The sequence below is a fragment of the Nocardia sp. NPDC005998 genome (assembly GCF_040614395.1).
GTDB lineage: Bacteria > Actinomycetota > Actinomycetes > Mycobacteriales > Mycobacteriaceae > Nocardia.
The window spans coordinates 252,218-264,970 of record NZ_JBEXUI010000005.1 but is presented as its reverse complement, the minus strand read 5'-3'; the positions used below and the strand labels follow the sequence as shown (position 1 = coordinate 264,970).

14 protein-coding genes are annotated in these 12,753 nt (G+C 66.0%); 6 read left to right on the top strand and 8 right to left on the bottom strand.

What is annotated here, in order from left to right; genetic code table 11:
• Nucleotides 1-62 precede the first annotated feature (62 nt).
• Together ABZ293_RS11350 and ABZ293_RS11345 are read left to right on the top strand one after the other, a co-directional pair.
• On the top strand, nucleotides 63-1,046 hold the full coding sequence (locus ABZ293_RS11350; protein WP_355179549.1) for an ATP-binding cassette domain-containing protein: 984 nt from the start codon (nucleotides 63-65) through the stop codon (nucleotides 1,044-1,046).
• The gene (locus tag ABZ293_RS11345; RefSeq protein WP_355179547.1) at nucleotides 1,043-1,882 is read left to right on the top strand and encodes an ABC transporter permease; all 840 of its coding nucleotides are present in this window, start codon (nucleotides 1,043-1,045) and stop codon (nucleotides 1,880-1,882) included. Before ABZ293_RS11350 ends, ABZ293_RS11345 begins: the two co-directional genes overlap by 4 nt.
• 49 nt (nucleotides 1,883-1,931) lie before the next feature.
• Here ABZ293_RS11345 and ABZ293_RS11340 read toward each other — a convergent pair whose 3' ends face one another.
• Nucleotides 1,932-5,405: a BTAD domain-containing putative transcriptional regulator gene (locus ABZ293_RS11340; protein ID WP_355179545.1), complete on the bottom strand. Its 3,474-nt coding sequence runs from the start codon at nucleotides 5,403-5,405 to the stop codon at nucleotides 1,932-1,934.
• Between the two features lie 270 nt (nucleotides 5,406-5,675).
• Here ABZ293_RS11340 and ABZ293_RS11335 point away from each other — a divergent pair, with 270 nt between their 5' ends.
• Nucleotides 5,676-6,548 (top strand): 1,4-dihydroxy-2-naphthoate polyprenyltransferase, encoded by an 873-nt coding sequence (locus ABZ293_RS11335; protein ID WP_355179543.1) that lies wholly within the window; start codon nucleotides 5,676-5,678, stop codon nucleotides 6,546-6,548.
• Between the two features lie 149 nt (nucleotides 6,549-6,697).
• On the opposite strand, the gene ABZ293_RS11330 is transcribed toward ABZ293_RS11335, so the two are convergent.
• From ABZ293_RS11330 to ABZ293_RS11310, 5 genes are all read right to left on the bottom strand, one after another.
• On the bottom strand, nucleotides 6,698-7,081 hold the full coding sequence (locus ABZ293_RS11330) for a phage holin family protein (RefSeq protein WP_354959893.1): 384 nt from the start codon (nucleotides 7,079-7,081) through the stop codon (nucleotides 6,698-6,700).
• Nucleotides 7,082-7,157: 76 nt separating this feature from the next.
• Complete coding sequence (locus ABZ293_RS11325; protein ID WP_355179541.1) at nucleotides 7,158-7,736, bottom strand: Clp protease N-terminal domain-containing protein; 579 nt, start codon at nucleotides 7,734-7,736, stop codon at nucleotides 7,158-7,160.
• A complete protein-coding gene (locus tag ABZ293_RS11320) occupies nucleotides 7,736-7,957 on the bottom strand; it encodes a helix-turn-helix domain-containing protein (RefSeq protein ID WP_354959891.1) in 222 nt (73 codons plus the stop codon). The genes ABZ293_RS11325 and ABZ293_RS11320 overlap by 1 nt, the downstream gene beginning before the upstream one ends.
• A 138-nt stretch (nucleotides 7,958-8,095) precedes the next feature.
• Nucleotides 8,096-9,181 carry a PLP-dependent cysteine synthase family protein gene (locus ABZ293_RS11315; RefSeq protein WP_355179539.1) on the bottom strand — a complete coding sequence of 362 codons (1,086 nt, stop codon included), beginning with the start codon at nucleotides 9,179-9,181 and terminating at the stop codon, nucleotides 8,096-8,098.
• Nucleotides 9,178-9,528 carry a DUF4229 domain-containing protein gene (locus ABZ293_RS11310; RefSeq protein ID WP_354959889.1) on the bottom strand — a complete coding sequence of 117 codons (351 nt, stop codon included), beginning with the start codon at nucleotides 9,526-9,528 and terminating at the stop codon, nucleotides 9,178-9,180. The genes ABZ293_RS11315 and ABZ293_RS11310 overlap by 4 nt, the downstream gene beginning before the upstream one ends.
• A gap of 172 nt (nucleotides 9,529-9,700) precedes the next feature.
• Between ABZ293_RS11310 and ABZ293_RS11305 the strand changes: the two genes are divergently transcribed.
• Together ABZ293_RS11305 and ABZ293_RS11300 are read left to right on the top strand one after the other, a co-directional pair.
• Nucleotides 9,701-9,910 (top strand): BldC family transcriptional regulator, encoded by a 210-nt coding sequence (locus ABZ293_RS11305; protein ID WP_330250627.1) that lies wholly within the window; start codon nucleotides 9,701-9,703, stop codon nucleotides 9,908-9,910.
• A gap of 132 nt (nucleotides 9,911-10,042) precedes the next feature.
• On the top strand, nucleotides 10,043-10,246 hold the full coding sequence (locus ABZ293_RS11300) for a hypothetical protein (protein ID WP_355179537.1): 204 nt from the start codon (nucleotides 10,043-10,045) through the stop codon (nucleotides 10,244-10,246).
• A 96-nt stretch (nucleotides 10,247-10,342) separates the two neighbouring features.
• On the opposite strand, the gene ABZ293_RS11295 is transcribed toward ABZ293_RS11300, so the two are convergent.
• A complete protein-coding gene (locus tag ABZ293_RS11295) occupies nucleotides 10,343-10,969 on the bottom strand; it encodes a hypothetical protein (RefSeq protein WP_355179535.1) in 627 nt (208 codons plus the stop codon).
• 289 nt (nucleotides 10,970-11,258) lie between these two features.
• Here ABZ293_RS11295 and ABZ293_RS11290 point away from each other — a divergent pair, with 289 nt between their 5' ends.
• On the top strand, nucleotides 11,259-11,924 hold the full coding sequence (locus ABZ293_RS11290; RefSeq protein WP_355179533.1) for a hypothetical protein: 666 nt from the start codon (nucleotides 11,259-11,261) through the stop codon (nucleotides 11,922-11,924).
• Nucleotides 11,925-11,957: 33 nt separating this feature from the next.
• Here ABZ293_RS11290 and ABZ293_RS11285 read toward each other — a convergent pair whose 3' ends face one another.
• Nucleotides 11,958-12,506: a flavoprotein gene (locus tag ABZ293_RS11285; RefSeq protein ID WP_355179531.1), complete on the bottom strand. Its 549-nt coding sequence runs from the start codon at nucleotides 12,504-12,506 to the stop codon at nucleotides 11,958-11,960.
• Between the last annotated feature and the right edge of the window lie 247 nt (nucleotides 12,507-12,753).

The window sequence follows — 12,753 nt, the reverse complement described above, 5'->3', positions numbered from 1 at the left end:
GCAAGAATGCGCGACATCGTGGTGCAAGGACCGTGCAAGACGCGGGCCGCAAAGTCTTGTGCATGACTTCTTTCACACCCAATTCAGCGCTCGCCGTAGAGGCGGACGGTCTGGTCAAGGTGTTCGGGGAACAGCGCGCCGTCGACGGTGTGAGCCTGGCGGTTCCGCAAGGCTCGGTCTACGGCGTGCTCGGACCGAACGGCGCCGGCAAGACCACGACCATCCGCATGTTGGCCACCCTGTTGCGCCCGGACGGCGGCAGCGCCCGCATCTTCGGCCGTGACGTCGTCGCCGAACCGACGGCCGTGCGCTCCCTGGTCGGCGTCACCGGGCAGTACGCCTCGGTCGACGAAGGTCTCTCCGCCACCGAAAACCTGGTCATCTTCTCTCGCCTGCTCGGTCTGAGCCGGATCGATGCCAGGCGCAAGTCGGCCGAACTGCTCGAGGAGTTCGACCTCACCGAGGCGGCGGACAAGCCGCTGAAGAACTTCTCCGGCGGCATGCGGCGCCGTCTCGATCTGGCCGCCAGCCTGATCGCGACACCGCCACTGCTGTTCCTGGACGAGCCGACCACCGGCCTCGATCCGCGCACCCGCGCCCAGATGTGGGAGACCATCCGCCGTCTGGTGCGCGAGGGTGCGACGGTGCTGCTCACCACGCAATACCTCGACGAGGCCGATCAGCTCGCCGACCGGATCGCCGTCATCGACCACGGCAAGGTGATCGCCGACGGCACCGCCGACCAACTCAAGGCCTCGATCGGCGGCTCCTCACTGCACCTGACCCTGGTCGATCGGGCCCAGCTCGAGGAGGCCCGCCGCATTGTCGGCGAATTCCTGGGCACCGAGGCCCAGATCACGCCGGAGGCCGGACGGCTCACCGCCCCGCTCAAGGATGCGGGCATGACCGCCGATCTGCTGATCCGCCTGCGCGAGTGGGAGATCGCGATCGACGAGATCACCGTCAGCAAGCCCAGCCTCGACGAGGTCTTCCTCACCATCACCGGCCACCCGGCCGAAGACGACAACGAACGGAGTGCGGCATGACCACCATTACCGCCCCTGATCAGGCCGCGCGGCATGCGGCACAACACTCGATCCCGCAGGTCAGCAATCACATCAGCCTCCGCCAGACCGTGGCGACCTCGTTCACCATGGCCTACCGGGGCATCCTCAAGATCAAGCACAATCCCGAGCAGCTGTTCGATGTGACGGTTCAGCCGATCCTGTTCACCGCGATGTTCGCCTATATCTTCGGCGGCGCGATCGGCGGGAGTGTGTCGAACTATCTGCCGGTTCTGGTTCCCGGCATTCTGGTGCAGACCGTGATCCTGACCTCGGTCGTGACCGGTACGCAATTGCGCGAGGATATGGACAAGGGCGTCTTCGACCGGTTCAAATCCCTGCCCATTGCCCGCATTTCGGCTCTCGCGGGCGCGTTGATCGCGGATATGGTGCGCTATGCGCTGGCCACCACCCTGACCATCCTGGTCGGCCTGGCCATCGGCTACCGGCCCGGGGGCGGATTCGCCGGTGTCGTGGTCGCCGGTCTGGTCATCGTGGTCTGCTCCTTCGCGGTGAGCTGGATCTGGGCGCTGGTCGGTGTCACCGGTAAGAGTGCCGCTGGCGTGCAGGGCATCTCGATGATGGTGATGTTCCCGCTGACCTTCATGTCCGGCGCCTTCGCTCAGGTCAGCACCATGCCGGGCTGGATGCAGGGGCTCAATCACGTGAATCCCGTGTACTACATGGTGAACACGGCCCGAGCGCTGATGAACGGCAATGTCTACGGCAGCGATCTGGCCTGGTCGCTGATCGGCTCGGTGGTCGTGATCGTGATCTTCGCACCGCTCGCGGTCCGGGCTTATATGCGCCGGGCGTAAGCCGCTCAGTTCTGACCGCCAATCGAAAGTCGCGGTGGGAGACGACGAGTCACCCACCGCGACTTTCGCTGTCACAGGACAATTCCTGGAGCAGTTCGAGGATTCGGTCCGCCGCTTGCCGTCTGCGCAAGCCCATGGCCCGGTGCATTGCCGCGTCCAGGCGGTCGGCGCCCACCGCGGTTCGATGCAGCGCGATGTGCCGCCGCAATTCGGCCGACGGATTGTCCTGTCGTGCCCTGACTTTGCTGACCAGCGACACCAACTCCAGGCCGATCTCGGAATCGTGCCGGATCGCGAGATGAAAGGTGCCGACCGCGTTGCCGACCGCGCCGATCTGCGGCAGATCGTAGAATTGCCCGAGGCGGCCCGTCGCCAGGCGAACCAGCGTGCGCACGATATCGTCCGCCTCCTCTGGCCGCCCGTAGAGCACGTACGCGTCCACCGCCCCGCTCGCGGTCATCAGGATGCCTGGTCCTGGCATAGGTTCGTCATCGGGCCAGCCGTACAGATCAAGCGCCCGACGGTAGTGGCGCAGCCCGGCATCGATATCGCCCTCGGCCAGTTCGAGTTCGGCCACCCCGATGACGACCGGAGCCAGCCGGTGGTTGCGCCGGATGTGCGGGTCGTCGATCGAAGAACCGTGTGCCGGTTCACCATCTGGCGCGCCGAGCGCGAAACCCAACTCCCGCCGCGCCTCCGCGAGGCGACCTGCGCCGATCAGCGACACCGCGAGATAGCTGCGCATCTCCACGGCTTCCTCGTGTGCGCGCAACTCCCGCAGCAATTCCGCGGCCCGGCGGTAGTTCTCGACCGCATCGGCGTAATGCGCAGTCTGTCCGGCGAGCTGTCCGAGATGCTGGGTGACCATCGCCGTACCCCAGACATCAGTGCCTTCGATCAACTGCAGGGCGGCCAGCGCGTCACGGGTGGAGCCGTGCACATGGCCGGTGTTCTCCAGGACATTCGCGCGCATGAACACCGCCGCCGCGCGCACCACCGGATCCGGCGAACGGGCACCGTCGGCGAACAGTCTGGCCGCGCCCGAACCCGAGGGATCCCCGCAGGCCATGACGCCGAGAAAGCGCGCTCCACTATTGAGATCGATTGCGGTGCTAAGCAATCGACGGATCCGCGCCCGGGTGGTCCCCACCGCACGCAGGTCACCGCCCAGGTACGCCATGTGCATACCGATCTGCAGGTGTGCGAGCATCTGCAGATCGGCGACCGTACCGCGCACCGGACCGGGTTCGGGTGCCAGATTGACAATCCGGAGCGCCCAACCGCTCAGCTCCATATGCGCGCCACGCATCACCCATAGCGTGCCCAGCACCGGGAAGACCCGGTACACCGTGCGGGCGTCCCTGCGTTCCAGCGCATATCGCAGCACCGTGACCAGATTGTCGAGCTCAGCACCCGCCGAGAGCACGGTGGCCACCTGCGCGTCCGAGAGATAGCGCTGCACGGCCGAGATCGAATAATCACGCGCCCAGCGCGACATTCGATCCATGACCAGGGAACACTCATCGACCGCACCCGGAATGCCCGCCGCCGCATCGGATCCGGTGCGCGCGAGTTGTTCCTCGCCGAATTCGCGGACCGTTTCCAGCATCCGGTAACGGGTTCCGATGAGACTTTCGTCATCGTCGAGAACGGTGAGCAGTGATTGGCTCACCAAACCGTCCACGGCCGTGGCTACGTCGTCGACATCCGGCCCACCGGCCACCACTTCGGCGGCATCGAGGGTGAATCCGGCCGGAAAGCGGCACAGTCTGCGCAGGGCGATCTGCTGCGACTCTTCGAGCAGATTCCAACTCCACGCGATCACCGCGTACAAGGTGCGATGCCGTTCCGGCGAGGAGCGATCTCCGCTGCGCAGCAGGGCGAAGCGGTGTTCGAGCCGGGTTTCGATCTCCTCGACGCTCATGGTCCGCACCCGCGCGGCCGCGAGTTCGATGGCCAGCGGCAGGCCGTCGAGCGTGCGGCACAATCGGGCAACGACTTCGGGATCCAGCCGCACCGTCGGCCGCACGGCACGCGCCCTGGCCATGAACAGCTCGGTGGCGGGCGATCCGGCCGCGTCGATCGCCAAGGGCGCCAGCGGATACACCGTTTCCGCGGTGATCGCCAGCGGTGCCCGGCTGGTGGTGAGCACGCTGAGCTGGTCACAGCTGCCGACCAGATCGGCGACCACTTCGGCCACCGCATCGATCAAATGCTCACAGTTGTCCAGTATCAGTAGCATCGGGCGGGCGGCGAGCGCGTCGCGCAGGCGGCGACCGGCATCGCTGTAGCCGGTGGTGCGCCGCCACGCCGTCTCCCGGACGACCTCGCCCAGGCCCAGCATCGTGCTGATCGCGGCCTCGATATCGGCGCGCGAATCGGCATCGGCGGCCGGATCGGCGCGCACCGAGGCCAGCTCCACCAGCACCACGGACTCCCGGCGCGCCACTCGAGCGCCCAATTCGTTGGCCACCCTGGTCTTTCCGGTGCCGCCGGGGCCGAGCACCGTGGTCACCCGGGACCGGGACAGCAGATCCTCGAGCGCGTCCAGATCGGCGGCACGTCCGAGCAGGGCATTGGGGGCCGCGCGCAGGCCGATCGCCGACAGCACACTCGGCGGTGCGGCAGCGGTCGAATCCGGGACGCGTCCGATCGAATACCGCTCGACCGAATCCCGCACCGCTGGCAGATCGCCTGGTGTGGCCGAATTCACAACGATCGACGTATTCGACGCCGGCCCACGATCGGTCCGTGCTGCGAATCCCGGCACCGGATCACCGCGCAGGATAGCGGTATTCAGCTCGACCAGCGCCGGACCGGGGTCGGCGCCGAGTTCCTCGATCAGTCGCCCGCGAATCGATGCGAAAACATCCAATGCCTCGTTCGGCCGCCCGGCCGCGGCCAGCAACCGCATCAAGGTGGCATGCGCGGCCTCGTCGAGCGGCTGCGCAGCCACAGTTCGGCGGGTGATCGCGGCCGCGCCGTCGAGATCGCCGCTCGCGACCCGGGCCGCGACCTCGATCGCCGCCAATTCGGACAACCGGTGCGCCGCCTCGGCGCGTAGTTCATCGGCGAGTTCGCCCGCGGGGAGGTCGGCCCCCGGCTCGCCGCGCCAGAGCGCTCTGGCCTGTGCGACCAGGGTCAGACAAGCGGCGTGGTCGCCATCGGCCTGTCTGGCGCGGGCCACGCGCAGCAGTTCGTCGGCCAGGGTCAAATCGACCTGATCCGCGGTCAAGGTGAGGCGATACCCGGCCGGGCCGATCTCCAGCGCCGCATCCGGCAGCGCGGACCGCAGCCGCGACACCTGGGTGTGCAGCGCATTCATCGGCGCGCGCGGCGGCTGCTCACCCCAGACCTCATCGATCAGGGCCTGGGCGCTGCGACTGCGACCGGGGCGCAGGGCCAGTGCCGCGAGCAGCAGCCGCGATCGCGCCCCGGGTAGCGCCGTGAGCGCACCGTCTTTGCGTAGCGCAATTTCGCCCAGCAGGGCCACTAAGACCGATTCGCCTGCGGGCGTCGTCAAGGTTCGACTCCGGCCGATCGGGCCGCTCTGGTCAGGAAACATTCCGTCGCTATCGTATGCGAGCAATGCCTGCGGGGCTGGCATGGTTTATCCCCTGTTCTGCGCGGATGCGTAGCTTGGGCTAGGTGAGTTCGAAATCGTTCGACAGGCTGTGATCACGGCCGACCCTCAGCGCATTCATTGCAGGCGGCCGCCGAGTCCAACTGAACCGGGCCAGCCAACCGAACCGCCCGAGCAGACTGCACCGGCGCCGCGCATTAGGCTGCGAATATGGCTACTGCAGCGCAATGGATCGAGGGCGCACGGCCCCGCACCCTGCCGAACGCGATCGCCCCTGTCCTGGCCGGAACCGGCGCCGCCGCCTCCATCGATGGTGCGGTGTGGTGGAAAGCCGTTCTGGCGCTGCTGGTTTCGCTGGCCCTGATCATCGGGGTGAATTACGCCAACGACTACTCCGACGGCATCCGCGGCACCGATGACGTGCGCGTCGGGCCGCTGCGGCTGGTCGGGCAGAAGCTCGCCTCCCCCGCCGCGGTCAAGAATGCCGCAATCATCAGCCTGGCCATCGGTGCGGTCTTCGGACTGGTGCTCGTCATCGCGACGGCGTGGTGGTTGCTGCTGGTCGGCGCGGCCTGCCTGGCCGGGGCCTGGTATTACACCGGTGGCAGCAAGCCGTACGGCTATAGCGGTTTCGGCGAGTTGGCGGTGTTCGTATTCTTCGGTCTGATCGGCGTACTCGGCACCGAATTCGTGCAGGCCGAGCGGATCGAATGGGCGGGACTGGTACTCGCGGTCGGGGTCGGGGCATTCTCCAGTGCGGTGCTGGTCGCCAATAACCTGCGCGATATCCCGACCGATACCGAATCCGGGAAGGTAACCCTCGCGGTCAAACTCGGCGATCCGCGCACCCGCACGCTGCACTTGGCGCTGCTCGCGGTGCCGTTCATCGCCACGCTGCTGCTGGTCGTGCGCACGCCGTGGGCGTTGGTCGGGCTGGTTGCGGTGCCGCTGGCGGTGCGCGCCAACGCACCGGTGCGCTCCGGTAAGGGTGGGTTGGAATTGATTCCGGCCCTGCGCGATTCGGGGCTGGCGCTGCTGGTGTGGTCGGCGGTTACCGCGCTGGCGCTCGGTATCGCCGGTTAGGAACTTCGACGCGCCGCACCGGGTTGGCGCGGGCGGGTCCGAGCGCGCACCCTCCGGCCGAATCCGGCAATTTCCGCCTCGTTCGCCCGAAGAATGCACGCTCAGCCCCACTCCGCCATCGAACGAGCGGTTGGCGCGGCGCGCAGTTGCTAGTCGCCGTCCGGCACCAGAACGCCGAGGATCCAGTTGACCAGGGCGACAATGATGCCGCCCCAGAGCGCGGCCCAGAAGCCGTCGACGCGCAGGCCGTAGTCGGTGGTCTCGCTGATCTTCGCGGTGAGCCACAGCATCAGCGCGTTGATCACCAGCAGGAACAGACCGAGAGTCAGGATGACCAGCGGCAGCGAAAGAAGTTTCACGATCGGCTTGACCAGGGCGTTCACCACGGTGAAGACCACGGCGACGGCCAGGATGACAATGACTTTCCCGCCATTGCCCTTGTCGGCTGGGCTGAGGATTTCGATCTTGTCGACCCAGGCGGCGGCCAGCCAGATGGCCACCGCGTTGATGATCAACCGAATCAGAAGCTGCATGCCATGATGCTAGGCCCGGAGGGCGGGCGTGTGCTGCCCCAAAACGCAAATCCCGTGGCATGCACATACCCAACCCTCACGCGGCACGATCGAGCAGCGCGTGCACCTTCGGCCGGAGATCGTCGATCGCCTTCGCACCGCCCAGGATGCGGGTGGTGTTCGCATTGGGCGCGCGCAGAATGCCGAGCAGCAGGTGTCCGGATTCGATGGTCTTCTCCTTGCGGGCCAGCGCTTCTCGCAGTCCCAGTTCCATGACCTTCTTCGCATCCCGGGTAAATGGGATGTGACCCCAATTCCGGTCGCGACCGAAGCCGAATCTGGATCGCTCCCCGGGGGCCGCCCGCTCCAGCGCATCCGCACCGAAGGTCGCCTCCAGACTCTCCCGCACCGCGTCCAGGTCGATGCCGATCGAGCGCAGCGCCTCGGCATCCTCTTCCCCCAGCGGCTGACCTTTGCTTTGTCGGCCAAGGGTTTTCAGCGCGTCCCGATGCGTGACGCCCATCTCTTCGAGCAGCGTCTTCAACTCCGGTTCGCCCTGCGACAACACGCCGAGCAGCACATGCTCCACCTCGATCCTGGGTGAGCGCAGCTCGCGCGCGTCTTCCTGGGCGCTGACGATCGCGATCCTCGCTGCCCTGCTGAACCGTTCGAACATCAGCGGTTCCCGCCTCTCCGGTTGTATTTCTGGTGGACCGCCTGCTTGCTGACCTCGAGCGCCTCCGCGATCGCCTGCCATGACCACCCCTGTTCGCGGGCATTGGTCACCTGGATCGCCTCCAGCCGTTCGAGTAGCCGCCGCAGTGCGAGCACCGCGCGCAGCCCGACCCTGGGGTCGGGGCTGCCCGCAGCGGCCGCCAGTGTGGTTGCTTCAGTCATGACGTCAATTTTGGTTGACGCCATCGCGAGTTGTCAACAAAAATTGACGACGTCGGAGTTCGCTACCGGGGAAAGCGAAAACCCCGCCGCCCCGGCGCTACGGCCGGGATGACGGGGTCGGGGAAATGCGTGCGGCGACTAGCCCGACCAGATTCCGGTCGCGGTGAACTTGTCCAGAACCGCCGCGGGTTCGGCGAGGCTCAGGCCCTGCGCCTCGACCCACGCATCGTCGAAATACGTTCCGGCATAGCGATCCCCGCCGTCGCACAGCAGGGTCACCACACTGCCGGAACGACCGGCGCCGATCATTTCGGCGATGAGCGCGAACGCGCCCCACAGATTGGTGCCGGTGGAACCGCCTACGCGGCGGCCGATTACCCGACTCGCGTGCCGCGCGGTCGCGATCGATGCGGCATCGGGGACCTCGATCATCCGGTCCACCACCTGGCCGATGAAGGACGGCTCCACCCGGGGGCGGCCGATTCCCTCTATGCGCGAAGGCATTCCGGTCTGGTATCCGGCGTCGGCGGTCTCGTAGCCGCCGAAGAATGCGGAGTTCTCCGGATCGACGACGGCCAGCTTCGACGGGTAGCGGTGGTAGCGGATGTAGCGGCCGATGGTGGCGCTGGTACCGCCGGTGCCCGCGCCGACCACGATCCAGTCCGGCACCGGATGGGTTTCCAATTCCATTTGCTCGAAGATGGATTCGGCGATGTTGTTATTGCCGCGCCAGTCGGTGGCGCGCTCGGCGTGGGTGAACTGGTCCATGAAGTGACCACCGCATTCGGCGGCCAGCCGGGCCGCCTCGGTGTACATCTCCGGTGGGCGCTGCACGAAATGACAACGGCCGCCTTGGGCCTCGATCAACTCGATCTTCTGCGGCGAGGTGCTCGCTGGCATTACCGCCACGAAATCGAGGCCGAGCAGCTTGGCGAAATACGCCTCGCTGACCGCCGTCGACCCCGAGGACGCTTCCACCACCGTGGTGCCCTCGGTGATCCAGCCGTTGCAGATCGCGTACAGGAACAGCGACCGCGCCAGCCGGTGCTTGAGACTGCCGGTGATGTGCGTCGACTCATCCTTCAGGTACAGCTGGACGCTCCACGCCGCGGGCAACGGGTATCGGAGCAGGTGAGTGTCGGCGCTGCGCTGGGTATCGGCCTCGATGAGGCGCACGGCATTGTCGACCCAGCCGCGCGGGGCACTGCGGTCGCAGTACTTCACGAAGCCGCCCCGGTCGAGTCGTCATCACCGCGCAGTCGGGCGCGCAGCTGCGCCTTGTCCTGACGGCGCTTGGCATCGACGATCGCGATGTCCTCGTTGACCCGCGCCCGCAACCTCTTGAACACCGTCAGCGACAGCGGCATGGCGATGATCAAGGCGAACAGGGCGGCGACCACCATCGGGATCTCCACCGAGACCAGCCGGGCGATGCCAATGATCACGGCCGTGATGACGACGACCAACCCCAGCCTGGCGAGCGTGTAGAGCACCAGATTGCGGGCCAGCCGCGCGCCGGTGCCAGCCGTTTGCTGTCCTGGGTCACCTTTGGGTGGAGTTGCGTCACTCACGTCGTCCAGCCTATGCGAAGCTATCGCCCGCACCTCCTGCCGAGGTAGGGCCTCTATCCCATTTGTCTATTACTTCCCCTTTACCAACTGTAGGTGGTTCGAGTACCTAGGGGTGGCAGTGCAACGATGGCGCCATCTGATGAGGGAACTGTCGAGAACGGAGAGGTTTGCTATGACTGCGATCACCGTCGGCGGCCAGGACACCCTGCTGACACCGGGCCAAGTGGCCGCCATGTTCCACGTCGATCCGAAGACCGTCACCCGCTGGGCCCACGCCGGGCGCCTCGGGTCGCTGCGCACACCGGGTGGACACCGCCGGTTCCGCGAGTCCGAAGTACTCCAACTGCTCAGGTCGCTGACCACCGAGGCCACTGCACGCTGATCGTGGCCGATGCGGGCCCGTAGCGACCCACTCCCGTCTAGGGGCCCGCACCCACCCTGCAGAGTGAATTTCGCGTCAGCAGTGTTCGAAGGCTACACACGCGACTACCCTCGTTAGCAGGAGGTGAGCGACGTGACGTACCTGTTGGCACTCATCGCAGTTGTGGCAGTCGCGGTGTTGTGCTGGAAGGCGTTCGGCCCCGAGAAGTCCGGACCAAGCGCTCCATCCACGCGGTCACCGCAACGCAAGCGCATCATGGGGCCCGATGACGACCCCGAATTTCTCTGGCGCCTCTCGCGCCAGCACCGTGACGGCGACGGGCCGACCGAGCGTTGAGCGTTCGGCCCCTCACCCCGATCACCTGAGCGCCTCGCATGAGCAGTGGCTAGCTCGCACAACGTAGAGCCTGTGCGGGCGCGATAGCTCGAACGATCACTGCTCGCCGTTGACGACCGCCATCATGGCGTCCATGAAGGATTGGCCGCCCATGATGTAGCCGCCGGCGATGGCGCCGATGACGGCGCCGATGGGGCCGGTGATGATACTGAAGAAGAAGACGCCGACGATGGCGCCGATGACGAGGCCGAGTGCGCCGCCGAGGATCACGCCGACGATGTTCTTGTTGATTTCGTCGGTCAGGCGGGCCATGGAGTTGACCGACTGCATTTCGCCGATGTTCTTGGCGGTCAGTTTCGGTGTGAGCGCGAGGGTCCGGCCGTTATCGGTGATGGCCTGGTCGACCGCGACATTCGTGCCGGAGAGCTGGTAGGTCAGCGGAACTTCGGCGACCACGGCACCGGTATCGGACTTCAGCAGGACCTTGGTCCCGTTATCGGTGAGTTCGAACTTGCCACTGTCGACGGCGGTGGTCACCACCCGGTGTGTTTCCTTGCGTTCGTCCTTGGTGTCGGAAAGCGCAGTGTGGTAACCGATTCCCTGCTCGACGCCGGAGGCCGACACGTCTTTGACGACTTCCGCAGGGTTGGCGTGCGCGGTTCCCGCGGTGACTCCAACGGCGGCGAGGGACAAGAAAGTGACGGCCAGCATGCCGAACTTCATCAAAGTTTCCTTCTGACAAGCACCGGCCTCGGTAGCCGGATGACGCGTCTAGCGCCACGTAGCTTGTTGCCCCGCACCGCATTTGGCACACCCCTGAACGGTCATCGTTATTCAATTGTTACCCCCGAGTCCGACCCATGATCGTTTCAGAAGGGTATCTTGCATTTCCCAAAAATGGGATGACTCGACGCCGCGCACCGGATGGTGTAGGCATGACGTGCTCAATCAAAATGCAACATTCAACTTCGTATCTCCGCGCGCGAGTTCGAACACCCCTGGAGGACGTCCAGTGTCGCGTCAACGTGTCCGTGCCGGTGTGACCTTGACGGTCTTCATCGGGGTGACCGCGCTGGCGGCGGCCGTCGTCGCCGTGGCCGCGATGTCGCTCAGCAACAACAAGTCCACCGGCGGCGGCCCCTCGCCCGCGGCCCAGAACGACGCCGCGCCAACCACATCGGCACTGCCGACGACCTCCGACATGCCACTGGCCGCCATCGAGGCACCGCCGACGACCTCCGCCATCCGCAGCACCTTCGACAAGATCGCCGGTGGCCTGAAGGTGGAGGTCGGTGACTGTGTCGAGATCGGCCACAACGGCGATGCCGTCACCCTCGGCAAAGCCGCCTGTGGCAGTGCGACTTCCAACTACAAGGTCATCGACAAGGCGTCCGAGAACGCCGTCTGCGCCAGCGATGCCGACCGCACGCTCAACGACACGCTGCGTGGCATCAACCGCGCCGCCCTCTGCCTGGACATCGACTGGGTAGTCGGCGGCTGCATGGACCCGAACAAGGACAACCCCAAGCGCGTCGACTGCGCCGCCAAGGGCATCCCCGACGGCGTCCGCGTAGTCGATGTCAAGCAAAACACCACGAACGTCAACGTCTGCTCCGCCAGCGACCGCGGAATCGTCTACCAACAACGCCAATTCGTAGTCTGCGTCCACCGGCTGTAGACCAGCACGCCCGCTTCCCCCTGTCTCCGAACGTTATTCGCCGACTGCCAACCGAGGATGATCGCGCAGCGCTCCCCATGCCGCGGCCCACGGGAAGCGCTCAACCGAGTCGCCGTCCGCGTTCGGCTCATGATCTTCGATCAGCATGGTCACGCCCCACTCCGAAAGCTTGCGCACCGCCTCCCGCACGGCGGGAAAGTTGATCAGCGCTCGATTGGTGAACGGCACTGCCACCACAGGCATTTCCAAACCGACGGCCTCCACCAACAACCCCAGCGGCAAAGTATCGGAGATACCGGCCGCCCATTTCGCAAGTGAATTGGACGTAACCGGCGCGACGATCATCCCGTCCGCCGGTGGTAGCTCATCCGGAGCATCCGGCTCCTTGTACTCACTGCGCACCGGATGTCCCGTCCGCGCCGCAAGGTCATCGACGTCGATGAACCGACGGCCGTTCGGCGACGCGATCACACACACATCCCAACCGTCCCGCTGGGCCAGGTCGACCAGCTTGCCGACATCCCGCGCCGCCCGTGCCCCGGTCACAATCGCGTACACAACGGGCGCTCCGTCCTTGTTCACGACTTCATAGTCCCGGTTTGCCCCTCCGGCCGCTCAATACTCCCGCGATGTGTCCGGTTTCATGCGTCCCGCGGCAATCAGCGCCTGCCGTGCCGTCGAACCGGGACCACTCGACACTTCGACTACGGACCTCGCTGCGGCGCAGCAGCTTTACCGCGGCAACCGCACTCGCCAAGCCATCGAAGTCTTGCTGGCATTGGTTCGCCGAATACTCGGCGCTGTCCGGAAAACCCCCTGACCGGGCCTC